Genomic DNA, 25,143 nt, shown 5'->3' on the forward strand with positions numbered 1-25,143 from the left:
GTCGCGTCAGGACGCGGGCGGTTGAGGATCACGCGACAGGCGTGCGGCCAGGGGGAGGAACAACGCGCGGCAATAGGCCTGGAGCGCCTGCCGCAGCTGCACGGCGTCATCGGCGGCGCGGCGGGCGGCGGCATCGGTGACCGCCTGCCTTCGCGGGGCGTCCTCCGTCAGGAGCTCGGCGGCATCCATCGCGATCGCGAAGCGTGCCTGGGCCTCGCCCAGGCGCGCCGCCTCCAGCGCGGCGTAGCCGGGATCGCGCCTCAACGCCCTGACCAGGACGTCTCCCACCAGGCCGGCGGCGTCCAGGCAATCCAGCGAAACGGCGAAGCCGCTGTGGACCTCGTCCTCGATGAGGGCATCGGCGCGGCGCTCCCGCCGAGCGATCTCGTCAGCGGTGTTCCACCGCGCGCCGGCGCGCCCCAGACGAGCGTGGACCGGCGGCTCGCCGCCGGCTGGCGGCCGTCCCAGCCGCGCATGCAGGCGCTGCCTCAGGGTCTGCCGCAGCAGCATCGCGTCCTCGAGGTTTTCGGAGAAGTTGCCCTGCGACTCGATCACCGCCTGGTCGGCGCGCAGCGCGCAGGCGAAAGCGAGCGCGGCCTGGGCGACCTCGGCCCCGCCGCGCGCCTCGCTGCCGTCCATCAACACGCCCATCTGATGCAGCACGCGCACGTGCGCATCCACGCAGTGCCCGTCCTGCCCGTGGATCAGCTCCTCGCATTGCGTGATGAAGGCCTCGTCGTCCAGCGCGCGCTGGACCACCTGCGCCAGGAAGGGCGGCCAGGCGCGCCCCGCGCGCTTCGCCGTCAGCCGGTCCAGCTCGATGAGGTGGACCGCCCAGTCGGTGAAGGCGGCATGGACATGCAGGTGGAAGCGTTGTGCGCCATTCCACACCAGGGCGCCGAGCAGCCGGTTCGCCTCCTCCAAATTCCGGAGGCGTTCATGCCGCTCGGTCCGCGCCTGGGCGCCCAGGAAGGATTCGGCGTCCGGCGTCCCCTCGCCCTGGACGAACAGCCGCGTCATGGCGGGGAAGTCGGCGAGCAGCCCGGCGCCCACGCGCTCGCGCCAGAGGCTGCCGCGGCTGGCGTCTTCCGGCGTCAGCTCGATCGTCAGCCATTCCGCGAGCGACCATTGAAGGGCGGCGGGCATCCGCGCCCGCGGCGCCGCGGACCCGGCGGCCTCCTCGACCAGCCAGGCGCTGGACAGGCGGATGCCGAAGACCAGGCGCTTCGAGAGCTCGCCGTTCACCGTCACGGGCGAGGAAACCAGCTCGCCCCGGTAGTCCAGCGTCAGCCCCAGCGGCTCTCCCCGCGCGCGGGCGATGGCCGCGACCAGCTCGACCGGCGGCGCGTCGAGGTCCTTCTGGCCGGGCGCGCCGCGCAGCAGTCCGGCGGTGGTCTGGAAGGTCACCGGGCCGGCGTGCGCCTGGCCCGTCAGGTGCAGGTACCAGCGCTCGCGGCGCAGCGTCCCTTCGTCGCCCGGGCCTTCGTCGACCCAGTCCCGAAGGCGGGCCAGCGCCCGTTTCGCGCCGTCCGGCATCGGATGCAGCCCCCGGGAACCCGAGGATGCCCGCCAGAACACGCGCACTTCGAAGAGCCGGACCAGATGCAGCGCCTCGATCACCAGCTCCTCTTCCTCCCGGGAGAGGAACACCAGGCCGTCGAAGGCGGCGTCCGGGCGCAGCGCCCGCAGCGCCGCATCGCGCATCGCCCGCAGGACCGGTATCAGCGGGGCTGACGGCAAGGCCTCCAGCCGGCCGGCCATGGCGCGCGCCTCGGCGCGGTCCAGCCAGCGAGGCCGGATCGACCCGAAGGGCGGCCCGGCCGGCTCCGCGCTCCGCCGGCCGGGATCCGGGCCGCGCGAGAAGCCCAGGATCATGTCGGCCACCGCGTCGCTGCCCTGCTCGGGCAGGAAGCTCGGGGGCGCGGGCATCGGGGCCCGTTGCAGTTCGTCGGCGACCGCGCTCATGGCTGCCAGCCGCTCGGCGGCGCCCCCCTGGACTTGCGCGATGTGCGAGCAGCGCCAGGCGATCTGGTGGTCGTCGACGGCGGCGGCCACCAGCTGTCCGATGGTGTCGATCAGCGCCGGCTCGGGCGTTCCCTGTCGGCGAAGCATCGGCAGGTCCCTGGCCAGCTGCATGAACAGCCGGGGCCGGCCGTGCAGCCCGAGCACACCCGGCCGCTTCACCAGGCCGTGAAGCGATCGGCCCAGCTCGTCGCACAGCCGCTGGAACGCGCCGACGCCGTCCTCGCGCCCGGCCAGGCGCAGCACCCAGCGGCCGCGGACCTCCCGGACGGCATGCGCGCGCAGCGCGGGCATCACGGCATCGCTGTCCATCGGCAACGCGATCTCCTGGAGGTTCGGGCAGCGCTGGCGGTACGCGGGCAGCCATCGCCAGTCCTCGGCCTGCGGCAAGGCGCCGAACTCCAGACGCCGCGTCCACGCCGCCGTCTGCGGGGGCAGGCGCGCGTGCAGTTCCTCCTGCGCGGCGCGGCCCAGCCACCAGGCCTGGCCGGCCGGGGAGATCCGCTCGTTCTCCGGTCCGTTGACATCGCCGCGGCCGACCGGCCTGAAAAAGTGATCCGAGGGCGGTTCACTCGCACCGGCAGGCTGGAGCAACGCGGGCCGCTCCAGTTCGATCACGGGCGCGCGCGCTGCTGGCGCTTCGTGGCGCGCCCTTTTCGGGGCGCTCGGCCCGCCCGCGTGCGAGGACCCGCTGGCGGCGGGCTCGCCGCCCGTGGTCGGTGTCGTCGAGTCGGAACGCGAAAGGGGATGCATGCGGCCAATCCTGCTGAACGATCGAGACGATCGGGGCGGCGTCAGTGGTCCGGCGCGAGCAGCCGGATGCACGCTCACCCGCGGGCCTCAGAACGCGCGGCTCACGCTCAGCACGACGCCGGTGTCGCCCAGCCGCCGGGCGCGCTGTCCGGCAGCGCGCTGAAGTACGCGAAACCGGCGGTCTCGCCGTCCAGGCCGAAGTAGTCCGTCGCGGCGACCGACAACTTGCCGGAGAACGCGCCCGCCGTGACCGCCGCGTAGACATCGACGTTGTCGTACTTGTGCGAGGTCGGCTGACCGGGCGCGGCGTTCATGCGCGCGCCGGGATAGACGTAGGCCAGCGCGCCGAGATCCAGCGTGACGGCCTCGGAGACCGGCAGCTTCCAGCCGCCATAGAGATCCCATTCCATGCCGGCGCCGTTGTTGTAGCTGTTGCCCGAGACATTCGAGGCCCAGGCGCCCAGGTACAGGCCGCTGGCGTGGCTGTAGTCGAAGCCGCCCTGCACGGCGGGCCGCTTCCAGGTCTGGCTGATGCCGCGGAAGCGGTAGTCGCTGACGAAGGCCAGGTTGCCGGTGAAGCCGTGCTCGGGCGCGGCCATCGGCGCGGCGGGCGCCGGCGCGGCGGCGGGGGCTTCGCCTTCGGCGCGCGCGGCGGCATGCAGGAAGCAGGAGGAGATCAGGAACAGCGAGAGAAGACGGGTTTTCATGAAGATCAATGAGCGGGGAGTGGCGCCTTGTCGAGCGCGAGATTGAGCTTGAGCACGTTGACGCGCGGTTCGCCGAGCACGGCGAGGTCGCGCGCCTCGGTGTGCGCCTGGATCAGGCGCTGGACGGCCTCGAGCGTCAGGCCGCGCTCGCGCGCGACGCGGGCGGCCTGGTAGCGGGCCGCGGCCATGCTGATGTGCGGATCCAGGCCGCTGGCCGAGGCGCTGACCAGGTCGACCGGCACCGGCGCCTGGTTGCCGGGATCGGCGGCCTTGAGCGCCTCGATGCGCGCCTGCACGGCGTCGGCGAGGGCCGGGTTGGTCGGCCCCTGGTTGGAGCCGCCGGAGCCCGCCGCGTTGTTGCCCATCGGCGCGGTGGCCGACGGACGGCCCCAGAAGTAGCGCGGCGACGTGAAGGTCTGCCCGATCAGCTCGGAGCCGACGGCCTTGCCGCCTTGCACGATCAGGCTGCCCTCGGCCTGGTACGGGAACAGCGCCTGGGCGGCGCCGGTCACCAGCGCGGGATAGAGCAGCCCGGTGACGGCGCTCAGCAGCACGAAGCCGGCGAGCGCGGGGCGCAGCATCTTGAGAGTGGAGGTCATGGTGGAGTCCTTGCGCGTCATCAGACGGTCAGACGAGGTGCAGCGCGACCAGCAGCAGGTCGATCGCCTTGATGCCGATGAAGGGCACGATCAGGCCGCCCAGGCCGTAGATCCAGAGGTTGCGGCGCAGCAGCGCGGCCGCGCCGATGGGCCGGTAGGCGACGCCCTTCAGGGCCAGCGGGATCAGCGCCACGATGATCAGCGCGTTGAAGATCACGGCCGACAGGATCGCGGACGCGGGGCTGTGCAGGCCCATCACGTTGAGCGCGCCCAGCTGCGGGTACACGCCCAGGAACATCGCCGGGATGATGGCGAAGTACTTCGCCACGTCGTTCGCGATCGAGAAGGTGGTCAGCGAGCCGCGCGTCATCAAGAGCTGCTTGCCGGTCTCGACGATCTCCAGCAGCTTGGTCGGGTTGGAGTCCAGGTCGACCATGTTGCCGGCCTCCTTCGCGGCCTGCGTGCCGCTGGCCATCGCGACGGCCACGTCGGCCTGGGCCAGCGCGGGGGCGTCGTTGGTGCCGTCGCCGGTCATCGCGACCAGGCGGCCCTCGGCCTGGTAGTCGCGGATCAGCTTGAGCTTGGCCTCGGGCGTGGCCTCGGCGAGGAAGTCGTCGACGCCGGCCTCGGCCGCGATCGCGGCGGCGGTGAGGCGGTTGTCGCCGGTGATCATCACCGTGCGGATGCCCATGCGGCGCAGCTGCGCGAAGCGCTCCTTGATGCCGCCCTTGACGATGTCCTTGAGTTCGACGACGCCCAGCACGCGCGCCTGGCCGTCATTCAGGTCGGCCACGACCAGCGGCGTGCTGCCGCGGCGCGCGACCTCCTCGGCCACGGCGGTGACCTGGGCCGGCATCTGGCCGCCGTGCAGCTCGACGAAGCGCCGGATCGCGTCCACGGCGCCCTTGCGCAGCTGGCGCCTGGGGTGCTCCGGATCGCCGAAGTCGACGCCGCTCATGCGGGTCTGCGCGGTGAAGGGCACGAAGTGCGCCTGCAGCGTGGCGAGCTCGCGCTCGCGCAGGTTGAAGCGCTGCTTGGCCAGCACGACGATGCTGCGGCCCTCGGGCGTCTCGTCGGCCAGCGAGGCGAGCTGCGCGGCATCGGCCAGCAGCTGTTCCTGCAGCGTGGGCGCGGGCAGGAAGGCGCTGGCCTGGCGGTTGCCCAGCGTGATGGTGCCGGTCTTGTCCAGCATCAGCACGTCGACGTCGCCGGCGGCCTCGACGGCTCGGCCGGAGGTGGCGATCACGTTGGCCTGCATCAGGCGGCTCATGCCGGCCACGCCGATGGCGGACAGCAGGCCGCCGATGGTGGTGGGGATCAGGCAGACCAGCAGCGACACGAGCGCGGTGATGGACACGACGGTGCCGGCGCCGGCGGCCTCGACGCTGAACAGCGAGTACGGCAGCAGCGTCACGGTGACGACCAGGAAGACCAGGGTCAGCGCGACCAGCAGGATGGTGAGCGCGATCTCGTTGGGCGTCTTCTGGCGCTTGGCGCTCTCGACCATCGCGATCATGCGGTCGAGGAAGGCCTCGCCCGGGTTGACGGCGATGCGCACGACGACCCAGTCGGAGAGCACGCGGGTGCCGCCGGTGACGGCGCTGAAGTCGCCGCCGGACTCGCGGATCACGGGCGCGGATTCGCCGGTGATGGCGCTCTCGTCGACCGAGGCGACGCCCTCGATGACCTCGCCGTCCAGCGGCACGAGGTCGCCGGCCTCGACCAGCACGACGTGGCCCTTGCGCAGCTCCTCGGACGGGACGGGATGCCAGGACGAGCCGTGGCGCGGGGCCTCGAGCTTCTTGGCCCAGGTCTTGGCCTTGAGGCCGCGCAGCGAGGCGGCCTGGGCCTTGGAACGGCCCTCGGCGAGCGCCTCGGCGAAGTTGGCGAACAGCACGGTGAACCACAGCCACAGCGCGATCGCGAGCATGAAGCCGGGGCCCTCGGCGCCCGCGAGCTCGGGCTTGGAGAAGCTCGCGAGCCACAGGCCGGTGGTGAGGATGCTGCCGGCGTAGACGACGAACATCACCGGGTTGCGCAGCTGCACCTCGGGCGCGAGCTTGGCGAAGGACTGGGCGATCGCGGGCTTCACCAGCGCGGGGTCGAACAGGCCGGTGCGGGCCGCCGCGCGCGGGACGGGGGATGGGGTCTTGGGGGATTGGGTCATGTCGGGCTCCGAAGGGTCACTTCCAGAGCGTCAGGTGCTCGACGACGGGACCGAGCGCGAGCGCGGGCACGTAGTTCAGCAGGCCGACGAGCAGCACGGTGCCGATGAGCAGGACGACGAAGAGCGGGCCGTGGGTGGGCAGCGTGCCTTCGCCGGTGGGGATGCGCTTCTTGGCGGCCAGGCTGCCGGCGATGGCCAGGACGGGGACGATCACGAGGAAGCGTCCGAGCCACATCGCGATGCCCAGCAGCGTGTTGTAGAAGGGGGTGTTGGCGGACAGGCCGGCGAAGGCGCTGCCGTTGTTGTTGGCCGCGGAGGTGAAGGCGTAGAGGATCTCGGAGAAGCCGTGGGCGCCGGGGTTGGCGATGCCGGCCTTGCCGTCGGCGGCGAGCACGGCGATGGCGGTGCCGGCGAGCACGACGATGGGGGTGACGAGGATGGCGACGGCGCTCATCTTCATCTCGAAGGGCTCGATCTTCTTGCCGAGGTACTCGGGGGTGCGGCCGATCATCAGGCCGGCGATGAAGACGGCGAGGATGGCGAAGATCAGCATGCCGTAGAGGCCGGTGCCGACGCCGCCGAAGACGACCTCGCCGAGCTGCATCATCACGAGCGGCACGGCGCCGCCGATGGGGGTGAAGCTGTCGTGCATCGCGTTGACCGCGCCGCAGGAGGCGGCGGTGGTGACGACCGCGAAGAGCGAGCTGGCGCCGATGCCGAAGCGGGTTTCCTTGCCTTCCATGTTGCCGCCGGGCTGGAGCTCGGAGGCCTGGATGTCGACGCCCTTGGCGGCCACGAGCGGGTTGCCGGCCTGCTCGGCGGGCGTGGCGACGAGGACGCCGGCGATGAACAGCGTGCTCATCGCGGCGAGGATGGCGGCGCCCTGGCGGCGGTCGCCGACGAGCTGGCCGAAGTTCAGGCACAGGGCGGCGGGGATCACGAAGATCGCGACCATCTGCAGCAGGTTGGTGAGCGGGGTCGGGTTCTCGTAGGGGTGGGCGGAGTTGGCGTTGAAGAAGCCGCCGCCGTTGGTGCCCAGCATCTTGATGGCTTCCTGCGAGGCGACCGGGCCCATGGCGAGCTGCTGCTCGCGGGTGTGCTGGTTCTCCATCACGGGCTGGCCCTGGCCGTCCTTGAGCGGCTGGCCGTCGGCGCCGAGCTTGGGGGTCTGGAAGTCCTGGGCCTCGACGGTCTGGAAGGTCTTGTAGCCGTCGAAGTTCTGGATCACGCCCTGCTGGACGAAGACGAGCGCGAGCACGATGGACAGGGGCAGCAGCAGCCAGAGGGTGCAGCGGGTGATGTCGGCCCAGAAGTTGCCGACGTGGCCGGACAGGCGCGAGGCGAAGCCGCGGATCAGTGCGAACACGACGGCGATGCCGGTGGCGGCGGACAGGAAGTTCTGCACCGTCAGCGCGAGCATCTGGGTGAGGTAGCTCATCGTGGACTCGCCGCTGTAGCCCTGCCAGTTGGTGTTGGCGACGAAGCTGATGGCGGTGTTGAAGGCCGAGTCGGGGCTGACCGCGGGCATCGCCTGCGGGTTGAGCGGCAGCACGCCCTGCAGGCGCTGGAGGGCGTAGACGGCGATGACGCCGATGAAGTTGAAGACCAGCAGCGCGAGGGCGTACTGCTTCCAGCCCATGCCCTCATCGGGCTTGATGCCGCAGAGGCGGAAGAGGGGCCGCTCGATGGCGGCTAGCCACGAGGGGACGCGGCCCTGCGCGAGGGCCGTGACCCAGCGGGACAGCGGCCAGGCGAGCAGCAGCGTGACGAGGAGATAGAAGGCCAGGTTGGCCCAGGCGAGGTTCGTCATGTCAGAACTCCTCGGCGCGCCAGAGGGCGATCAGGAGGTAGACGAACAGGCCGGTGGAGACGAGGCCGGTGAGCCAGTAGAGGGCAGTCATTGCTTGACCTCCAGGCGATGGCTGGCGACGGCCAGACCTACCGCGACGAGGAACAAGACGACGCTCAGTCCGAGGAAGAGTGCATCCATTTCTTGGGGGACCCATGCACCTCGACATGAGGGCGTGATGGGATGGATGGACTCTAGGAATCAGGGCATCAAGGGGCCGTAGAAGCTCGGCGAGGGGGTATCAAGATTTCATAAAGAGGCGCCGCGAATCGCCTCGTCGGTGGGCCCATTGAGCGTGAGAAATTGGCAGCCCCTTCTTTGGTGGGATGGATGCTCGATCGACATTCCTCTCGAATCGGCCCTCAGCTTTTGATCAGTGAGCGGTATCGCAATGAAGATCGACTCCCCTTGGATTGCCCTCTTCGCCACCAGCGTCGCCGGCATCTTTTCATGCCTGTATCTGGCATTCCAATGGGGCGGCACGCCGTCGCGGATCGTCATCGGGATCGGCGTTCTGGTCACGTTCCTGGCTCACTGCCATGAGCTCAGAAAAGGCAAGACCAGAGGTGCCGGCCGCGATCCCGCGCTGCGTCGCCGGCTGCTGACTATCGAGTTGGCTTTCGGACTCATCACGGCATGGGCGCTCGTCAAGTCCTCCTTGAGCTAGCGCGGGAGATCCCGCTTCCCTGAAATCCGCGCCTAAGCGCCGACCTGTACCCCATGCTGCTTGGAAAGAATGGTCAGATAGCTCAAGGCGCTCCTTTGCGCGAAATCGGGGGCGTCATTCCCACTCAGGTTGAGCTTCTTCAAATCGTCCAGCAACGCAAAGTAGCGGGCGGTCAGAAGCTGCGGCAGATCTGTTCTGCTCAATCGGATATTGCTTAGACCGCCGTCCTCATTGACGATCTGCATGTAATAGCACTGAATCGCGCAATACACCCCCAGCGCATCACGCGCAGCCACTCGGAGCGCCAGATCCAGTTCACGTTCCACGAACTTGGCGTTGTATTTCTCGGCGATCGGATAGAGCGCCTTGATCAGTAGTTCGTTATGGTCTGTGGGGAGCAAATCCGCATTGATATTGGCTGGCGTGCGGAATACACCCGACTCGCCGCAAATCACCCTGAACAGGTTGTGCGACTTGATGTGCTGGTAGATCTCGTCGGCGGTGGGCGCTGCTCCCTGACTACCCTTCGCGCCGAATCGCTCACGCGCCAACTCGCCGATGCCCTCCGACAGAATCCGTCCGAGCGCAGCATCGTCGCCGGTCAATAGCGGCGTTTTGCCATAAAAGAAGCGGCATTTGAAGATCCCGCTCGACAAGAGCGTCAAGAGAATGCCCGTCCACTTATCACCATGCTGAGCGGCTTCGCGATACAGAGTCTGGACCAAGTCGAACATCCGCGTCGTGTTGCCAACGTGGTAGCTCTCCAAGCGGATCTCGAAGCCCTCCCCGCCCAAAGCTCTTCCGGTGAACTTGTTTCTCAGACCAATCTGCTCGTCCTCAAGGAACTCGAGATAGAAGACGAGCATCGTCCAGTTCGGGGGTCCGCTGTTGGAGAGCTCCACAACGGTTTGATTCAGCAGTTCAACGTTCGCTTGAAATGCCACGGTTAATCCCTTACTTCATCGCAAACACAATACGCTGCCATTCGGCGAGCAAGATCCTCAGAGGCTCAGCGCACTCCGGACCCAAGCGGCACCTCACCAGCACCTCATCCTTGTTGCTGACGTCTTCGTTGACCTCGAAGATCAGATGCCGCGGATCCCGTGAAACGCGTTCGATCGGGTCCTCATTGTCAGCAAAACTCTCCGATGACATGAGACCGGAAGTCGTAGCTTCGCTCGCAACCAGCACGGCAGCATGCGCCTGTGCCGAGATCTCCTGAAATATCGATTCCGCCAATTCAGGACGGTCGATTTTCACGAGCGCCGGCCGGCCGAAGAGCGCAACAAATCCCAACTGGAGTAATCGGTGCGGATCACGCGGAATGAAGCTACGCACTACTGCGCCGACCCGCTTCTCGATGTCGCGATAGAAATTCCTGTGATGCAAGTCGGCGCACAGCAGGAGATAGGCGTCCGGTGCAGGCAGATCAACGACGACATCGATCACAGCCAAAGTAAGCTGCCGCGCCCGGTCGGATGAAATGATCGCTTCGAACGCGATGGAATGTCTTTGCACTGATCCGTTCATCGCCGCGCGCTAAAAATGGGATCGCCCTCAGCATCGAAAACCGACACGGCCTCACGACATGGGCAAGAGTTCAGGCACCGAGTTGCGAAAGCACGTGCCTCAGCTCGAACTGATTGGAGCCGGGCGCCTCGATCGAACCGTCTCGTGCAAGGCTTGAAAACTCGAAGCCGTCTTCAACATCCTCGTAGTAGATGACCCCAGCGGGCAGTTGAGCGACGACGAAGACCTTCTCGACTTCTCCCGAGCGGTGTATCGGCGCCTCAAAGAACGGCACTCGGTATCGCGCGAAGAACTGCGACTGCCCCGGCGAACAGCGCGTGAGCTCATCCTCGACAAGGGTTTCGAGTTCCAAGCGCGTGATTGGACGCCACGATCCCTCACGCGCTGCCATTGCGAGGCCGTGATCGCTGCCGTTCTGAGCCACAGCTGTAGCCAGCGACGTCAGATATCTCGTCCCGACCTCGATCTTGGAGATCTGATCGAACCGTATCGTCTGCAGCTCGGGCACCCATTGAGCACGCGTCGACAGATTCCTGAACGACAGGCGATCCTCAATCACGCGAACGACCGACCCGATATAGGCGACGTCAGGGTCATCGATCTCCAAGTGAATGGCACAGAGCCTCGAACGCTCGCCAAGAGACCGAAGGACATGGGCGAACCCATCACTCATCTCGAGTTCAGATCCCTTCAGGCTCACAGGCTTCCAAGCCTCCAAGGCCGCGCGATAAAACGCTAGGTCGTCGAAATCGCGATCGATCGCCAGGATGTCAGACCTTGGCAACAAGCAGTAGCCATCCGGGTCCAGCGACGCTGAAACCTTGGACAACACGAGGCAGTCGCCACCTTCGAAGAGCAGAACGCCGACAAGCGGCTCCAAGGGCGCTCGCCGCGTCAAACGAACGACCGGCTGCCTTGGCACGAAACCCGATTCGCGACGACGCGTGCCCATCCCTTGGCCACTCCCTATTCTTGAGCGGCCGACTATAGGAAAAGAGTGGCTCGTCCGAATCCGGGGAAAGTCCCCGGGAGGCTGACACGCGTGCTCCCTTAGCGACTTTCCTTGACGCTCGCCACTGTAGGAGTTTTCAAGTGTCGGGACATGCTCGTCGAGATTTTCACAAGCATCCTCACCAAGCCCTGCGCAGGTGTTGAGCTTCCCGAATCCATGGGACACAAAAATCTCATGAGCTGTCGCACCGGAACCACTGCGCTCCGGTCGGGGAACCAGTATCGATTCGAGGGGCTTGAACTGAATCCGATCACCGCCGCTAGCCTTTCGTGAGAGCAACCCACGCGATGCCTCAGCGGAACACCCACATGAAGCAACCCTTGAGAAACAGAAACGCGGTTCGTCCCCATGGACTGACTCGGCGCACCGCCTTGGCCGCGCCGCTGCTTGGCGCCAGCCTTTTCGCGGAAAACGTCCGTGCGCAGGCGGACCGCGCTAATGACTTCCCGGTGGCGGCCGCGCGTCGGCCCTCCTGCGTCGAAATCGACGGTCAGCCGGTGCACTACCTGGACTGCGGCAAGGGATTCCCGATCCTGCTGGGTCACAGTTATCTGTGGGATTCCCAGATGTGGGCACCGCAGATCCGGGCGCTCTCGCGCCGATATCGGGTGATCGTGCCCGACCTCTGGGGACATGGCAGATCCGGCGACATGCCGGCCACCACTCAATCGCTCGGCGATCTCGCGATCCAGACGGGCCAGTTGCTGGACGCGCTCCATATTCGAGAGTGCGCCGTGGTCGGCCTGTCGGTGGGCGGCATGTGGGGAGCCGAACTCGCGCTGCGCGAGCCCTCGCGCGTCCGCGCCCTGGTGATGATGGATACCTACCTCGGCGCGGAGCCGTCCGCCTCGCAGGCGCGGTATTTCCAGATCCTGGACACGGTCGAGTCGCTTGGCTATTTCCCGCCGGCCATCCTCGATGCCGTCGTCCCGCTGTTTTTCCGAAAAGGCGCCGATATGAGCGCCCCCTTGCCGACCGCCTTCCGGCGCTCACTCGAGGGCATTTCTTCGCGCACGCTGCGGAAATCGGTGGTGCCGATGGGACGCCTGATCTTTGGCCGGACCGATCAGCTGTCTCGACTGCGAGGTCTGGATGCCGATCGAACCCTGTTGATGTGCGGCGCGCTGGATATTGCCCGCCCACCTTCCGAAACCGCGGAAATGGCCGGCCTCATCGGCTGCTCGCACATCTTCATCCCGGAGGCTGGCCACGTCTCCAACCTCGAGAACGCGTCGTTCGTCACCTCAGCGCTCTCCACCTGGCTGGCCCGGCACGCCACCCACCGGTATGGGCCGCACGAATAACCGGGAGCACCCGCATTCGAGCGGTTCGCCGCCTGCCATGCGGTGAACCGACACTTCCGATCCCCGGCTACGACTGGCGGAAGAACGCCTGGGCACCGAGTTCCGCATTTCCCCGGTGGTCCAGCATCACCGCCATTCGCTTGCCCCGGTGGCGCAGCACGACCTCCGTGCCGGCGGGTCCGTGGAGCGAGAGCCGAGTCGGACGGCCGTCGCGCCATTCGATGTCCAGGTCCACGGCGCCGCGCACGCGCATGCCACGTACCGCGCCTCGCGGCCAGGCCTGCGGCAGGGCGGGCAGCACGTGGAGTTCGCCGCCCCATGACTGCACCAGCATCTCCAGGACACCGGCCGCGCCGCCGAAGTTGCCGTCGATCTGGAATGGAGGATGCGCATCCAACATGTTGGGGTAGCTGCGCTGGGGCCCGAGCAGCATCTTCAGCACGTGGTAGGCGTGGTCACCCTCCCCCATCCGCGCCCACAGGCACAACCGCCAGGCCGTGCCCCACCCGGTGGCCAGATCGCCGCGCTTTCGCAGGCTGGCCTTGGCCGCATCCAGTAGCTCGGGGGTGTCGCGCACGTTGATCTGGCTGCTCGGATAGACGGCGTACAGGTGCGACACATGGCGATGCTGCTGGTCCGGCGCGCCAGCATCCCAGTCCTCCAGCCACTCCTGCAGTTGTCCCTGCCCGCCGATGCGATCGGGCGCCAGGGCCGAGCGCGCGGCAGCCACTCGGTCCAGGAACTCCGCATCAGCGCGCAACAGCTTGCCGGCATGCACGGTGCGGTCAAACAGGTCGCGCAGGATCTGCCGGTCCATCGCCGGGCCGGCGCACAGCGACGAGCCGTGTGGGTGCCAGTTCTCCGGCGAGAGGGACGGCGAGGTGACAAGGCCGCGACCCTGCCTGTCCTTCACCAGCGTATCCAGGAAGAACTGTGAAGCCCCCTTCAGCAGCGGGTACAACCGCTGGAGCAGCGCCGTGTCGCGCTGGTGGTCCCAGTGGTCCCACAGCGTGTTGCAGAGCCAGGCGCCGCCGCAGGGCCACAGGCCCCACAGCGGGCCGTCGATCGGGGCCGCGGCCCGCCACAGGTCGGTGTTGTGGTGAGCCACCCAGCCTCGCGCGCCATACATCGTCCTGGCCGTCTGCGCGCCAGTGATCGCCAGTTCCTCCACCATGCGCAGCAGCGGCTCCACGCAGTCACCCAGCGCCGCCGCGTCCGCGGGCCAGTAGTTCATCTCGGTATTGATGTTGATCGTGTACTTGCTGCCCCAAGGCGGATTCACGCCCTCATTCCAGAGGCCCTGCAGGTTGGCCGGCTGCGTGCCGGGGCGCGATGAGGCGATCAGCAGATAGCGGCCGTACTGCAGGTACAGCGCGGCCAGCGCCGGGTCGTCGGACTTTTCCGCGGCAGCGATTCGCTCGTCGGTGGGCAGCCCTGCGGCGGCCGTGCGGCCCAGGTCCAACGTGAAGCGGCGGTACAGCGACTGGTGGTCGCGCACGTGGTCGCGGCGTAGCATGGCGTAGGGCTTGGCGGCTGCGGCCTCGGTGTGCCGATGAACCTTGGCGACGGGGTCGCCGCTGGTGTCGCGGAAGTTGACGTAGCTGGTAGCCGCCGCGATCAACAGCGTCGCGTTGCGCGCACCGCTGACGCGCAGCCGGCCCTCGGGTGTCACCTCGACGCGGCCGTCGGTGACGACCTTCACGCGCATCGCGTAGGTCAGTCCCGGGGCCGTGCCAGGGCCAGCCTCGTTGCGGCCAGTGACGAGCAGCGCCCCCCGCTCGTCAACGGTCTGCACGCTGTCCGGGCGCATTGATCCAACCGCTTCGCGTTGCAGCCAGTCGACAGGCTGGTCCGTCATCAGCACCGTCGCGGCGCCCTGGTAGTCGGGGCTGTCGTACTTCGCCTTGCGCGGCCCGCGGTAGCCGAGTTCGAAGGCAATGCGCCCGCGGGCGGCCTGGAGGTTCAACACGACGACCTGGTCGGGTGCAGACACGAAGACCTCGCGTCGCATGGAGGCGCGGGCGCTCTCGTGACGCAAGGTGGCGATGGCGGTGTCCAGGTCCAGCTCGCGGTGGTAGGCGCGCGGCGCCTCGGCGCCGTCGAAGTCGAGCAGCAGGTCACCCAGCGAGCCATAGGCCATCTGCCACAACGGGCGGGCCATCATCCTGCCGCTGGCCAGGTCCGTGGCCTCCTTGTAGCGGCCTTCGTCGAGCAGGCGACGCACTTCGGGCAACGCGGCCAGGGCGTCGGGACTGTCGGGGGTGTACGGGCCGCCTGCCCACAGCGTGTCCTCGTTGAGCTGCAACCTCTCCTGACCCACGCGGCCGAAGACCATCGCGCCCAGCCGGCCGTTGCCCAGCGGCAGCGCCTCCTCCCAGCGCATGGCGGGACGCCGGTACCAGAGCAGGTGGTCAGCCCGCTCCAGCGCGCGCCGCGGTGCCGAGGCAGCCAGGCCTGAAGCGCCGGCCAGCGGCAGCGCCGCGGCTGCGGCAAGCAGGCTGCGGCGGGTGAAAAGGGGACGTCGCAAGAGGGCCATGTTGTGCTCAGGAAGGTGCGGCTGCGGAGTGATCAGCCCCGGCAGGATGACCGCGGATCCCACGGCGCTCTCTAGGTGTTTGCATTGGTGAGGTCAATGACTTCCGTCCGAAACGGACGGCCAGGTCATCACTTCGCCGTCGGATGCAACCCCGTCTGAGCCAAGGCCTCTGCGTTTTCCCGCGACGCCAGATAACGGATGAACGCCTGCGCCTGCTCGGGCCGCTTGCTCGACTTCACCACCGCCGCGGCATAGGGCGTGACCTTCTGAATCTCGTCGGGCAATTCGCCCACGATGCGGATGCCCTTCACCGGCTGCAATTCGCTGCGCTGCTGGCAACCAAAGGCCGCTTGCCGCGTGGCCACGATTTCCCCGACCGGGGTCGCTGGAATCTGCCGGCCCTTGGCCTTCACCTCCGCCTCGATACCCAGCCGCTTCAGCAGCACGTGCTGGATGTATTCCCCGCTGGCGCTGTCCGACCAGGCCACCGACGGCGCATTCAGGAACGCCGCCTTCACCTTGTCGACCGTGCTCAGGTCGGGGCCCGGCTCACCCGCCGGCACCGCGCACGCGATGTACGAGTTCGCGAGCACCACCTTCGTCGCGCCATCCGCCAGCCCTTGCTCGATCAGCTTGTCCAGCGCCGGGCCCACCATGATCAGCACGTCCAGTTCCTCCCCGCGGGCGAGCCGCGCGGGGATCGCCTTCGAGGTCTCCCCCATCGAGGGGCCGAACTGCTGATCCACCCTCACGGAGGGGCCCTCTCTCTCGTACTTGACAGCCAGTTCCTTGAAAGCCTCGGCGAAGCCGCCCGAAGACACCGCGACGATCCTGTCGGCGGCCCGCGCCAGCGGCGGCACCAGCAGCGTCCCCGCCAAGGCGGTCGAGAGCACCAGTCGGCGGCGAAGGGATGAGCGTGGGCTGCGCATGTCATGGTCCGAAATGAAGGTGGCCGCATCTTCGAGATGCCACGCTCATGCGTCCAGTGCAACTTTCCAAACATTCATTGCACGGCGCGCATCACCGCTCCGTAGCCGCCTTGCGGCTCGCGCGTGAACCGGACTCCTGAGGAACGCCCGCCTGGCGCAGCCCCTGCACCAGCAGCTTGGCGAGCACCTGCGCCTGCGGCGAGAGCCGATGCCCCTTGCGCGTGATCAGCCCCAGCGTCCTGCTCACCTGCGGCCGCGTCAGCGGAATCCCCGCCAGCTCCTTCGCCGAGGTCCCCGTCAGCGCCAGCCGCGGAATCGCGCTCACGCCCAGCCCCGCGCGCACCAGCGCCAGCGCGCCCTCGACGTGATTCACCTCCACATGCGTCGCCGGCCGCGCCTTCGCCTGCGCGACCGCGTTGTCCAGCAGCATCCGGTTCCCGCTGTCCGCGGCCAGCGAGATGAAGCGTTCCCCCGCCAGCTCGTCCCATCCCACCGCCCGCTGTTTCGCCAGCGCATGCCGCGCCGGCACCGCCAGCACGTAGCGCTCCTTCACGATCGCGTTGAAGTCGATCGACGGCTCCTGCGCCCCGAGGAAGTTGACGCCGAAGTCCGCCTGCTTCTCCACCACCGCCTTCAGCACCACCGGCGCGCTGTGGTCCAGCATCTTGATCCGCGTGTCCGGATGCAGCTGCGCGAACTGCGCCAGCACCGCCGGCAGCAGGTGATTCGCCACCGACGGAATGCAGGCCACCGTCACGAGACCCGCCCGCCGCTCGGCCCGGTCGCCCACGTCCGAGATCGCGTTCTGCAACGCCGCCAGCGCCTCGCCCGCATGCGTCAGGAACTGCTCGCCGTCCTCGGTGAGGCTCACCCGCCGCGTCGTGCGGTCGAACAGCCGCACCCCCAGCGCCTCCTCGATGCGATCGATCCGCCGGCTCAGCGCCGACGGCGAGATGAACAGCGCCTCCGACGCCGCCCGGAAATTCATCCGCTCCGCCACCGCGACGAATGCCGCCAGCTCCCCGAGGTCGAAATTGATTCTCATGACGCACCAATCGTCCTGTTATTTGCACTTCCCGCAACTCTGCCGGGAAAGCATGATGGCCACAACAGAAAAACCGATCGGAGACTCCCATGCCCCCTGCCTCCGCGGCGGCCACGGCCGCGCACCCCTCCTCGATCCCGCCGGCCTCCCCGCCGTCCGCCCCGTCGACGCCCCCGCCCAGGATGCCCCGCCGCGCCGCCCTCGGCGCCGTGCTGCGCGTGACCAGCGGCAACTTCCTGGAGATGTTCGACTTCTTCCTCTACGGCTTCTACGCCACCTACATCGCCCAGACCTTCTTTCCCAGCGACAGCGAGTACGTGTCGCTGATGCTCACCTTCGTCACCTTCGGCGCCGGCTTCCTGATGCGCCCGCTGGGCGCCATCATCCTGGGCGCCTACATCGACAAGATCGGCCGCCGCAAGGGCCTCATCCTGACCCTGGCCATCATGGCCTGCGGCACCGTGCTGATCGCGTTCACGCCGTCCTACGCCTCCATCGGGCTGCTCGCGCCGGCGCTGGTGCTGACCGGCCGCCTGCTGCAAGGCTTCTCCGCAGGCGTCGAGCTCGGCGGCGTGTCCGTCTACCTCTCGGAGATGGCCACGCCCGGCCGCAAGGGCTTCTACGTGAGCTGGCAATCCGCCAGCCAGCAGGCCGCCATCATGGTCGCCGCCGCGCTCGGCTACGGCATCAGCCAGTGGTTCTCCACCGCGCAGATCAGCGAGTGGGCCTGGCGCATCCCGTTCTTCATCGGCTCGCTGATCCTGCCCTTCGTGTTCCAGATCCGCCGCTCGCTCGCGGAGACGGAATCCTTCCTCGCGCGCAAGCACCATCCGTCGCTGCGCGAGATCGTCGCCTCGATGCTGCGCAACTGGGCGCTGGTCGGCGCGGGAATGATGCTGGTCGTCATGACCACGGTGTCCTTCTACCTGATCACCGTCTACACGCCGACCTTCGGCAAGTCCGTGCTGCACCTGTCGGCCACCAGCGCGCTGCTCGTGACCTTCTGCGTCGGCCTGTCCAACTTCGTCTGGCTGCCGGCGATGGGCGCCCTGTCCGACCGCATCGGGCGCTGGCCGCTGCTCGCGGTCTTCAGCCTGCTCACGCTGCTCACCGCCTATCCGGCGATGTCCTGGCTGGTCCAGGCCCCGTCCTTCGAGCGCATGCTGGCCGTCGAGCTCTGGCTCTCCTTCCTCTACGCCAGCTACAACGCCGCCACCATCGTCGCCCTCACCGAGATCATGCCGGTGGAGGTGCGCACCACCGGCTTCTCGCTCGCCTACAGCCTGGCCACGGCGATCTTCGGCGGCTTCACGCCGCTGGTCTCCACCTGGCTGATCCAGACCACCGGCGACAAGGCCGCCCCGGGGCTGTGGATGAGCGGCGCGGCGGCGGTCGGGCTCGCGGCCACGGCCTTGCTCTATCGAGGCATCGTCAAGGCGCGGTGATCACGTGCGGTGGTGCGTTTCGCTGCGGCCCAGGCTGACCAGCCCGGCGATCAGCGCGAAGCCCGCCGCCAGGCCCAGGCCGGCGTGTGAGGCCTTCGCCGCCGGCAGCCACGCGAAGAGCAGGCCCATCAGCAGGCTGCCCAGCGTCTGACCGGTCAGGCGCGCCACGCCCTGCGCGCCGCCCGCCGCCCCGCTCCGCTCCTTCGGCGCCGACAGCAGCATGTTGCGGTTGTTGGGCGTCTGGAAGAACCCGAAGCCCAGCCCCGCGAGCACCGTGAACGCCACGAGCAGCAGCGTCGAGTCCGCCTGCATCGGCCAGGCCGCGCAGAGCGCCAGTCCCGCCGCCAGGCAGCCGGCGCCGGCGGCGCACAGCCTAGATGTCGAGACGCGGTCCGCCAGCTTGCCCGCCAGCGGCGCGGCGGCCATCACGGCGAGCGGCCACGGCGTCATCAGCAGCCCGGTGTCCAGCACGCCCAGCCCGAGCACGTGGTGCATGTAGAACGGCAGCGCGACGTAGCTCGCCATCTGGCCGGTGAAGCAGCACACCGACGCGATGATCGACATCCGGAACGGCGGCGATCGCAGCAGATCCAGCGGGATCAGCGGCGCCGCGCGGGGCAGCTCGCGGCGCACGAGCAGCGTCAGGCAGACCGCCGCCGCGATCAGCAGCGCGCCGCCCTCCACCGGATGCTCGAGCACGCGATCGCCGCCGAGCACGAAGGCCGCGAACAGGCCCGCGTTGAGCGCGATGCTCCAGAGGTCGAGCGCTTGCCTCGTTCCCGGCGTGGCCGGCAAGCCGCGCGCGGCCAGCAGCACGAGCGCGCCCACCGGCAGGTTCACCGCGAAGAGCCACGGCCAGTTCGCCACCGACAGGATGGCCGCGCCCACCGCCGGCCCCGCGGCCGAGGCGCCCGCGACGGTCAGCGCGTTGTATGCGATGGCCTGGCCGAGCAGCCGCTTCGGATAGGTGAAGCGCAGCAGCGCCAGGCCCAGCGGCATCACCGCGGCGCTGCCCAGTCCCTGCAGGCATCGCCCCGCCACCAGCCAGGGCAGTGACGGCGCCATCGCGCACAGCGCGGAAGCCGCGGTGAACAGCGCGATGCCGCTGACGAAGACGCGCCGGTAACCGATGCGCTCGCCGAGCGCCGAGGCCGGCAGCAGGAACATGACCACCACCAGCTGATACGCGGTCACGACCCAGACGGCATCGGAGGGCGTGGCGTTCAGGCGCTGCGCGATGTGGGGCAGCGCGACGTTGGCGATCGCGCCATCGAGCACCACCAGCACCAGCGCGCCCAGGATCGCGGCGACGGCCGCCAGCCGGCGCGGCATCGGGACGCCGTCGCTGTCGGCGGCGGGCGCGGCCGGCTCTTGCCGCGACTGCGACTGCGACTGCGACTGCGCGGGCGACCGCGGATCCGCGCACGTATTCGACGAAGCAGGGTTGAGCGAGGACATCGGAATGGAGATTCGAGAGGAGATGCGGTCAGCATAGGAGCCGGTCCGGGCCGCGGCCAGAGCGTGGCGCGCAGGGACACCTTGCACGGCACGCCATCCGCACCTGGGCTCGTGCTAGCGTCGCCCGATGGCCGACGACATCGATCTCAACCTGCTGACCGCCCTGGATGCGCTGCTCGCCGAGGGCAGCGTGACCCGCGCCGCGCAGCGCCTGCATCTCAGCGACTCCGCCATGAGCCGCACCCTCGCCCGCCTGCGCGAGGCCACCGGCGATCCGCTGCTCGTGCGCGCGGGCCGCACGATGGTGCCCACGCCGCACGCGCTGGCGCTGCGCGACCAGGTGCGCGAGCTGGCGCAGGGCGCGCGGACGGTGCTCCAGCCAGCCGGCGCCGGATGGGACCTGAAGACGCTGCAGCGCACCTTCACGCTGCGCGCCAACGAAGGCTTCATCGAGGCCTTCGGACCCGCGCTGGTGAAGCGGGTCGCGCGGGACGCCGGCGGCGCCTGCCTGCGCTTCGCGCCCAAGGTCGACAAGGACGTCGGGCCGCTGCGCGAAGGGATCATCGATCTGGACATCGGCGTGCTCGGCGAGACCGGCCCCGAGGTGCGGCTGCAGACGCTCTATCGCGACCGCTTCGTGGCCGCGGTGCGGGCGGGGCATCCGCTGCTGGACGAGCCCGCGCCGGATGCCGCGCGCTATGCGGCCTGCGGGCATGTGGTCACGTCGCGCCGCGGCCGCCGCCTGGGGCCGGTGGACGAGGCGCTGTCGGCGCTCGGGCTGGCGCGGCGCGTGGCCGTCGTGGTGCCGAGCTTCCGCGCCGCGCTGTCGATCGCCGTGGCGACCGACCTCGTGGCGCTGGTGCCGGCGTCGTACTTCGTCCAGGACCTCGCGAATGGCGAGCTGCGCGCGCTCCCGCTGCCGGTGGAGACGGCGCCGATCACGATCTCGCAGATGTGGCACCCGCGCATGGAGCGCGATCCGGGGCACCGATGGCTCAGGGAGGTGGTGCTGGAGGTGTGCCGCGCCAGGGCGTGACGCCCCTGCCCTCCGTGGAACCTCCCCCCTCAGGGTGACCAAGGTCGCGATGGCGCTGAGGGATACTCGCCGCCGGCGGTCGATCTGGACCGCGCCTTTCGTGGAGCAGCGCCATGGGCCTGATGGACTTCATCAAGAAACAGTTCATAGACATCATCCAGTGGACCGAGGACGACAACGGCGTCCTGGCCTACCGGTTCCCGATGCAGGACTTCGAGATCCAGTACGGCGCCTCCCTCACCGTCCGCGAATCGCAGATGGCCGTCTTCGTCAACGAAGGCAAGGTCGCCGATGTCTTCGGACCGGGCATGTACAAGCTGACCACGCAGACCCTGCCGGTCCTCACCTACCTCAAGAACTGGGACAAGCTCTTCGAGTCCCCCTTCAAGAGCGACGTCTACTTCTTCTCCACCCGCCAGCAGGTCGACCAGCGCTGGGGCACCACCCAGCCCGTCACGATCCGCGACAAGGACTTCGGCGCCGTGCGCCTGCGCGCCTTCGGCAACTACAGCTACCGCGTCGTCGACCCGAAGAAGTTCCACACCGAGATCTCCGGCACCCGCGAGCGCTACACCGTCACGGAACTCGACGGCCAGCTCCGCGGCCTGATGCTCCAGCACATCAGCGACGCCGTCGCCCAGTCCGGCATCCCCTTCCTGGACCTGGCCGCCAATCAGGTGGAGTTCGCCAAGGCGCTGCAGGAAGCGACCCAGCCCGCCTTCGACGCGCTCGGGCTCAAGCTGGAGATGGTCACGCTGCAGAACGTCTCGCTGCCCGAGGAACTGCAGAAGATCCTCGACCAGAAGATCGGCATGGGCATGATCGGCCAGAACATGGGCCAGTTCATGCAGTACCAGACCGCCCAGGCCATCCCCAAGCTCGCCGAGGGCGTGGGCTCGGGCGGCGGCGGCGTGGCCGGCGACGCGATGGGCCTGGGCGCGGGCCTGGCCCTGGGCCAGACCATGGCGCAGCAGCTCCAGCAGGGACTGGCCGGCGCCAACCAGGCCGCCGCACAGGCCGCCCCGCCGGTCCAGCCCCAGCCCGTCAGCCAGAGCGCCGACGAGGTCCTGCTGCTGCTCGAGAAGCTCGGCGACCTCAAGGCCAAGGGCATCCTCACCGACGAGGAATTCGCGGCCAAGAAGGCCGAGCTGCTGAAGAAACTCAGCTGACGCCGTCGCGCGCCTCCCGCTCCGGAACCTGATTGGCTACCGCTTCCCCCCAGCGCCGCTGGCAGGCGCCGTGCCCGAACTGCGGCGCGCCGGTCGAGTTCGCCTCGGCCGCGTCCGCCAGCGCCGTCTGCAGCTATTGCCGCTCCACGCTGCTGCGTGACGGCGAGACGCTGCGCAAGATCGGCACCAGCGCGGAACTGTTCGAGGACTACTCGCCGCTGCAGCTCGGCGCCGCCGGGCGCTACGCCGGCGCGGGCTTCGCCGTCGTCGGCCGGCTGCAGATGGCCTATGCCGACGGCGGCTGGAACGAGTGGCACCTCCTCTTCGACGCCAGCGCCGACCAGCCGCCCCGCAGCGGGTGGCTGGCCGAGGACAACGGCAGCTTCGTCATCAGCTTCGAGGCGCCGCTGCGCGAGCCCGCCCCGGACCCCGCCACGCTGCGCCCCGGCGGGCTGCAGATGCTGGCGGGCTCGGCCTGGCAGGTCGCGTCGATCGTCGACGCGACACTGGCCGCCGCCCAGGGCGAGCTGCCGCATCCGCCGCGCCTGGACCAGAGCTATCCCGTCATCGACCTGCGCAACACCGCCGGCGAGGTCGCGACGCTGGAGTACAGCGATCCCGCCCAGCCCGTCTGGTCGGTGGGCCGCGCGGTCCAGCTCGCCGACCTGCAGCTGACCGGCCTGCGCGATGCGAGCGGCGCTTCGCTCAAGTCCAGGGCGATGCCCTGCCCCAACTGCGGCGCCTCGCTCGAGCCGAAGCTGGAGTCCACGCAGTCCATCGTCTGCGGCCAGTGCCAGTCGGTCGTCGACATCTCCAAGGGCGCGGGCGCCGATCTCGCGGCCTATCGCCAGAACACCGGCGGCCAGCCGCAGATCCCGCTGGGCACCACCGGGCAGCTGGCGCTCAATGGCGGCACGCCCAAGTCCTGGCAGGTCGTCGGCTACCTTGAACGCTGCGATCTGCCCGAGTCCAGCGAGGACGAACAGACCTTCTGGCGCGAGTACCTGCTGTTCAACCAGATGGAGGGCTTCGCCTTCCTGGTCGACACCGAGGACGGCTGGAGCCTCGTCCGACCGATCACCGGCGCGCCGTCGAACGCGGGCGCGAAGACCGTCAAGCACCAGGACAAGGACTTCAAGCACAAGTGGACCTACACCGCCAAGGTCACCTACGTGCTGGGCGAGTTCTACTGGCGCGTCAAGCGCGAGGAGCGCGCGCTGGTGCGCGACTACGAATGGCGCAACGGCACGCGGCTGGAGCTGCTCAGCAGCGAGCAGACCGGCAACGAGGTGACCTGGAGCCATGGCCGCGCCGTCGAGGCCGCCGAGGTGCGCCGCTTCTTCGCGCTGCCCGAGGACCAGATGCCGGCGCTGAGCCGCGACGTGTCGTCGGGCATGGACCAGGGCACGATGCTGCGCAACATCGTGATCGCGATCTTCATCATCGTGGTGCTCTTCGCGCTGCTGCGCGCCTGCAGCGATGACGAGTGCGACCGCTACAAGTCCACCTACGGCGAGAGCAGCGCCGAGTACCAGCAGTGCAAGCGCAGCAGCCGCGGCAGCGGGGTCGGCTATGTCGGCTCCAGCGGCGGCTCCTATGGCGGATACAGCAGCGGCGGTGGCGGGCACAAGTAGCGCCCGCATTGCTCCCCCCGCATCGACGACCCACGACGGCCACAGCGCCCGACCAGGAGAACGACATGGAAGGATTCGAATGGCTCAAGCCCGGCATCGTGCTGGGCTCCATCCTGTATGCCGTCATCGGCGTACTGGTGTTCTGGGTCAGCTTCATCATCATCGACAAGCTCACCCCCTACAAACTGTGGGAGGAGATCGTCGAGCACAAGAACATGGCGCTGGCGGTGGTGGTGGCGGCGATGTGCATCTCGATCGGACAGATCGTCGCGGCGGCGATCCACGGCTGACGGCGGCGCCTCGCCCCGGCATTCGTGACCGACTTCACGGCCGCGCGCCTCACGGCGCGGGGCGTTGTCACCAGCGGTAAGGCAGCCTGGACCCCGCCGGGAGACGGCCCCTAGACTCGCGCGCCCGCCGACCACGTCGGCCTCCGCCCGCCTGTCCGATGCCTGTCTCCGTCCCCGCTCGCGCCGCGCTGTCCACGCCGCTGTCCACGCTCTCTGCACTGACCCTGCTCGCCGCGAGCCTCGCCGTCCAGGCGGCCCCGCCTCCCAAGACCGCGCCGAGCATCGGCATCGCGCCGCACGGCGCGCTGTTCCCGGACTCCTCGGCGAGCGCGCCGGCCAGTGCGGCTCCCGAGGAAGGCTCCGACGAGGCCTTCCGCGCCGACGCCGAAGCCCAATTGCTGCGCCGCCTCGGACTGCAGGTCCGCCGCACCGGCCTGCGCCTGATGCTGCCGGTGGCCAAGGGCCGTCCGGTGATGCTGGACAGCCTGCGGCCCGACCCCGCCGATCCGACCGTGCCGTATGTCGACTACCGCCTCGACGGCCTGTCGCCGGACCGCGAGTTCTACGTGGTCCGCGTGACGCTGGCCTTTGGCGACGAGCTGCTGTGGATCTCGCGCGCCGACGGCACGCGCTACGAGATGCATGGCAATGTCCATCCCTCGCCGGACGGCCGCCATCTGGTGGTGACCCACGCGTCGCCGGGGGTGGAGTTCAACGGCGTCGTGATCTGGAGCCTGAGCGACGGCAAGCTCGTCGAGCGCTACAAGTTCCAGCCCACGCCGGATCAGCCGCCGATCAGCTTCCGCTTCATGCGCTGGCGCGACGCGGACACGGTGGAGCTGGAACAGTTCGCCGAGGTCGATCCCTCGACCTGCGCGATCGGGACGCTCGCGTCGCTGGCGCAGCTCACCCGCAAGGGCGATCGCTGGATCCTGCGCAGCGCCAGCGGTCAGCGCTGCGAGCGTTGAGAAGGCCTGCGCTGAAGCGTCTC

21 protein-coding genes are annotated in these 25,143 nt (G+C 68.8%); 8 read left to right on the plus strand and 13 right to left on the minus strand.

Translation table 11 applies throughout. The features are described 5' to 3' along the window. Positions 1-6 precede the first annotated feature (6 nt). From ACEN96_RS17505 to kdpF, 6 genes are all read right to left on the minus strand, one after another. On the minus strand, positions 7-2,775 hold the full coding sequence (locus ACEN96_RS17505) for a hypothetical protein (RefSeq protein ID WP_495584358.1): 2,769 nt from the start codon (positions 2,773-2,775) through the stop codon (positions 7-9). Between the two features lie 107 nt (positions 2,776-2,882). Beyond that, a complete protein-coding gene (locus tag ACEN96_RS17510; RefSeq protein ID WP_495584359.1) occupies positions 2,883-3,482 on the minus strand; it encodes a TorF family putative porin in 600 nt (199 codons plus the stop codon). Positions 3,483-3,487: 5 nt separating this feature from the next. Beyond that, complete coding sequence (kdpC, locus tag ACEN96_RS17515) at positions 3,488-4,081, minus strand: potassium-transporting ATPase subunit KdpC (RefSeq protein WP_495584360.1); 594 nt, start codon at positions 4,079-4,081, stop codon at positions 3,488-3,490. A gap of 28 nt (positions 4,082-4,109) precedes the next feature. Beyond that, a complete protein-coding gene (gene kdpB / locus ACEN96_RS17520) occupies positions 4,110-6,248 on the minus strand; it encodes a potassium-transporting ATPase subunit KdpB (protein ID WP_495584361.1) in 2,139 nt (712 codons plus the stop codon). A gap of 16 nt (positions 6,249-6,264) precedes the next feature. After that, positions 6,265-8,058: a potassium-transporting ATPase subunit KdpA gene (gene kdpA / locus ACEN96_RS17525; RefSeq protein WP_495584362.1), complete on the minus strand. Its 1,794-nt coding sequence runs from the start codon at positions 8,056-8,058 to the stop codon at positions 6,265-6,267. A 1-nt stretch (position 8,059) separates the two neighbouring features. Continuing rightward, positions 8,060-8,149, minus strand: a complete 90-nt coding sequence (kdpF, locus tag ACEN96_RS17530) for a K(+)-transporting ATPase subunit F (protein ID WP_495584363.1) — start codon at positions 8,147-8,149, stop codon at positions 8,060-8,062. 339 nt (positions 8,150-8,488) lie between these two features. On the opposite strand from kdpF, the gene ACEN96_RS17535 reads away from it, so the two are divergent. After that, positions 8,489-8,764: a hypothetical protein gene (locus ACEN96_RS17535; protein WP_495584364.1), complete on the plus strand. Its 276-nt coding sequence runs from the start codon at positions 8,489-8,491 to the stop codon at positions 8,762-8,764. A gap of 32 nt (positions 8,765-8,796) precedes the next feature. Here the strand turns inward: ACEN96_RS17535 and ACEN96_RS17540 are convergent, their stop codons facing one another. The 3 genes from ACEN96_RS17540 to ACEN96_RS17550 all read right to left on the minus strand — a co-directional run bounded on the left by ACEN96_RS17540 (position 8,797) and on the right by ACEN96_RS17550 (position 11,174). Then, positions 8,797-9,708, minus strand: coding sequence for a hypothetical protein (locus ACEN96_RS17540; protein WP_495584365.1), 912 nt, complete (start codon positions 9,706-9,708; stop codon positions 8,797-8,799). 10 nt (positions 9,709-9,718) lie between these two features. Beyond that, on the minus strand, positions 9,719-10,282 hold the full coding sequence (locus tag ACEN96_RS17545) for a hypothetical protein (RefSeq protein WP_495584366.1): 564 nt from the start codon (positions 10,280-10,282) through the stop codon (positions 9,719-9,721). An 82-nt stretch (positions 10,283-10,364) separates the two neighbouring features. Continuing rightward, positions 10,365-11,174, minus strand: a complete 810-nt coding sequence (locus ACEN96_RS17550) for a hypothetical protein (protein ID WP_495584367.1) — start codon at positions 11,172-11,174, stop codon at positions 10,365-10,367. A 440-nt stretch (positions 11,175-11,614) separates the two neighbouring features. Between ACEN96_RS17550 and ACEN96_RS17555 the strand changes: the two genes are divergently transcribed. Beyond that, positions 11,615-12,610, plus strand: coding sequence for an alpha/beta fold hydrolase (locus tag ACEN96_RS17555; protein WP_495584368.1), 996 nt, complete (start codon positions 11,615-11,617; stop codon positions 12,608-12,610). Between the two features lie 67 nt (positions 12,611-12,677). Here the strand turns inward: ACEN96_RS17555 and ACEN96_RS17560 are convergent, their stop codons facing one another. From ACEN96_RS17560 to ACEN96_RS17570, 3 genes are all read right to left on the minus strand, one after another. Continuing rightward, positions 12,678-15,146 carry a glycoside hydrolase family 95 protein gene (locus ACEN96_RS17560; RefSeq protein ID WP_495584369.1) on the minus strand — a complete coding sequence of 823 codons (2,469 nt, stop codon included), beginning with the start codon at positions 15,144-15,146 and terminating at the stop codon, positions 12,678-12,680. Between the two features lie 128 nt (positions 15,147-15,274). After that, complete coding sequence (locus ACEN96_RS17565) at positions 15,275-16,075, minus strand: substrate-binding domain-containing protein (protein WP_495584370.1); 801 nt, start codon at positions 16,073-16,075, stop codon at positions 15,275-15,277. A 91-nt stretch (positions 16,076-16,166) separates the two neighbouring features. Continuing rightward, positions 16,167-17,120: a LysR family transcriptional regulator gene (locus ACEN96_RS17570; RefSeq protein WP_495584371.1), complete on the minus strand. Its 954-nt coding sequence runs from the start codon at positions 17,118-17,120 to the stop codon at positions 16,167-16,169. Positions 17,121-17,302: 182 nt separating this feature from the next. Between ACEN96_RS17570 and ACEN96_RS17575 the strand changes: the two genes are divergently transcribed. After that, on the plus strand, positions 17,303-18,565 hold the full coding sequence (locus ACEN96_RS17575) for an MFS transporter (RefSeq protein ID WP_495588633.1): 1,263 nt from the start codon (positions 17,303-17,305) through the stop codon (positions 18,563-18,565). Here the strand turns inward: ACEN96_RS17575 and ACEN96_RS17580 are convergent, their stop codons facing one another. Beyond that, a complete protein-coding gene (locus ACEN96_RS17580) occupies positions 18,566-20,023 on the minus strand; it encodes an MFS transporter (protein WP_495584372.1) in 1,458 nt (485 codons plus the stop codon). Between the two features lie 127 nt (positions 20,024-20,150). Here ACEN96_RS17580 and ACEN96_RS17585 point away from each other — a divergent pair, with 127 nt between their 5' ends. The 5 genes from ACEN96_RS17585 to ACEN96_RS17605 all read left to right on the plus strand — a co-directional run bounded on the left by ACEN96_RS17585 (position 20,151) and on the right by ACEN96_RS17605 (position 25,120). Further along, on the plus strand, positions 20,151-21,059 hold the full coding sequence (locus tag ACEN96_RS17585) for a LysR family transcriptional regulator (protein WP_495584373.1): 909 nt from the start codon (positions 20,151-20,153) through the stop codon (positions 21,057-21,059). A gap of 113 nt (positions 21,060-21,172) precedes the next feature. After that, positions 21,173-22,228: an SPFH domain-containing protein gene (locus tag ACEN96_RS17590; protein WP_495584374.1), complete on the plus strand. Its 1,056-nt coding sequence runs from the start codon at positions 21,173-21,175 to the stop codon at positions 22,226-22,228. A gap of 32 nt (positions 22,229-22,260) precedes the next feature. After that, a complete protein-coding gene (locus ACEN96_RS17595; protein WP_495584375.1) occupies positions 22,261-23,862 on the plus strand; it encodes a DUF4178 domain-containing protein in 1,602 nt (533 codons plus the stop codon). Between the two features lie 65 nt (positions 23,863-23,927). Continuing rightward, positions 23,928-24,152: a DUF350 domain-containing protein gene (locus ACEN96_RS17600; protein WP_343641585.1), complete on the plus strand. Its 225-nt coding sequence runs from the start codon at positions 23,928-23,930 to the stop codon at positions 24,150-24,152. 158 nt (positions 24,153-24,310) lie between these two features. Further along, complete coding sequence (locus ACEN96_RS17605) at positions 24,311-25,120, plus strand: hypothetical protein (RefSeq protein ID WP_495584376.1); 810 nt, start codon at positions 24,311-24,313, stop codon at positions 25,118-25,120. Positions 25,121-25,143: the final 23 nt, after the last annotated feature.

This window comes from Roseateles sp. Mitsp63, from assembly GCF_059491535.1.